Source organism: Microcoleus sp. B7-D4 (assembly GCF_036705125.1).
Lineage (GTDB): Bacteria > Cyanobacteriota > Cyanobacteriia > Cyanobacteriales > Microcoleaceae > Microcoleus.
Map to the genome: position 1 here is coordinate 1 of NZ_JAUBTT010000243.1, position 1,796 is coordinate 1,796.

Sequence of the window (1,796 nt, forward strand, 5' to 3'; positions counted from 1 at the left end):
GCCCAAAATCTCAATTCAATTGTCTAAAGGGTGCTCAGTGTTTTGGGCGAGCAGATTAGCCATTGATAGCATTGAGTCCATCGATTTTAGATTTTAGATTTTAGATTTTAGATTCAAGCATTGACCCCACGGATAAATTCGGGGGCCTGTTTATCGGATACAGGTTTTTTATTTCTTGGTCCTGAGTCTGCTTTCGGAATGAATCCGGGGGCTTGTATCCTGGATGCTTTCGGTCATGAATATATCTGGCAGCCCTCCCAGCTTGTCAAACCTGCGGCATCCAAGTCAAAACGATCGCACGCGAGTGCATCGCCAAAGCCAGGGCGATCGAATTTCTGCCCTTAAACAAATCCTTCGCAGTAACTCCAGATCGAACTAACACCCGCCTGAACCGCATTCCCCAGACCCACAGTACCGAACCCAGCACCAGCGTCACTACTATTTCGATGAACTCAAAATTGTGTTGCTTAACGCTAGTTGTAACATTTATGCGATCGACTTGAACCCCAATCAATAGTGAGAGAGAGGAACACTGGGAAAGAGAAACTGTGGGGGAGAGAATTTGACCACCAATTTCAAAGGTGGTACCCGCCACGTGATTTATCCGTGGAATCAATCCAAAATCGAAAATCACTTATTGCCCCCGCATTTATCTCGCGCAAGTCAATCGAAAATCTAAAATCTAAAATCTAAAATCGATTGACGATTTTTGGGTTTGGTTCCTGAATTTCCAGCTACAATCGAATAAACAGGATTTATGCAAAATCAAAGCAGGCAAAACAACCCTTAATCCTAAAGACTTTGACCTGCATCGCTTGCTCGACATTAAGTTTTGCCAGATTTTTATTGATGAGTCTGAGTCAATGGTTGAGTTAGTAAAGCACGGAAAGCAAAAAAAAGCGCTGGAAGTTTTTTCACGAAAAAAGCGGCATTAATTATGAATTAGTATTACGGATTAAATAACTACTTGGGTGAAAAACATCAGGAAATTATTGACGCTGCAACTTCCCCCCACAAAAGTCAACAACGAATCAAGGAGTAGAAAGTGCAATGTGGCACAATATTATTCGGCTTAGTAAAGTAGTTCCCTTGGGCTTCGGCTCAATTTTTTTCTTAATGATTAGCATCGGATTTGCCACTAAATTGAGTATGGATAAGTTAGCCGAAGCTATTGAGTGGCAAACGCACACTTATGTAGTCCAGACAAATTTGCAAGCCCTAGAAAAAGATTTAGTGGATGCTGAAACAGGACAGCGGGGGTTTATCTTCGCTGGCAAGGAGGAATTTTTAGAACCTTATAAAAATGGTCAAATAGCCTTTTATAAAACACTAAATGAGACAAAAGAGTTAATAAAAGATAACCCAGAACAAGTGAAAAAATTGGAGAAAGTAGAAAATTTGGGTCAGCAAAAACTAGATGAATTAGCGGAAACTATATCCCTGAAAAGGGCGGGTAAAGAACCAGAGCTAAGAGCCTTGGTGATTTCAGGGAAAGGCAAGATATTAATGGATGAAATTAGGGAGAAGCTGGCAGAAATGCTTACGGTAGAAGATGCTTTACTGGTTCAACGAACAAAATTAGCAAAACAGTCGGAGCAATTAGCGACGATTGTTTCTATAGGAGGTACGGTTGTTGCTGTAGTATTGGGTTCATTTATTGTATTATTTATTTTTGATAAAATTATCCGACCAATCAATCAGGTAGCAAATACGATCGCCAGTTCTTCCACAGAAATTGCGGCCACAGTAGAACAGCAGGAACGCACAGCCGCACAGCAATCGAGCTCTGTAAATCA

2 protein-coding genes are annotated in these 1,796 nt (G+C 41.0%); one reads left to right on the plus strand and one right to left on the minus strand.

What is annotated here, in order from left to right:
* Window positions 1-265: 265 nt before the first annotated feature.
* A complete protein-coding gene (locus QUB12_RS37160) occupies window positions 266-595 on the minus strand; it encodes a hypothetical protein (RefSeq protein ID WP_333142435.1) in 330 nt (109 codons plus the stop codon).
* A 455-nt stretch (window positions 596-1,050) separates the two neighbouring features.
* Between QUB12_RS37160 and QUB12_RS37165 the strand changes: the two genes are divergently transcribed.
* A partial coding sequence (locus tag QUB12_RS37165; RefSeq protein ID WP_333301332.1) for a CHASE3 domain-containing protein occupies window positions 1,051-1,796 on the plus strand: 746 nt, incomplete at its 3' end.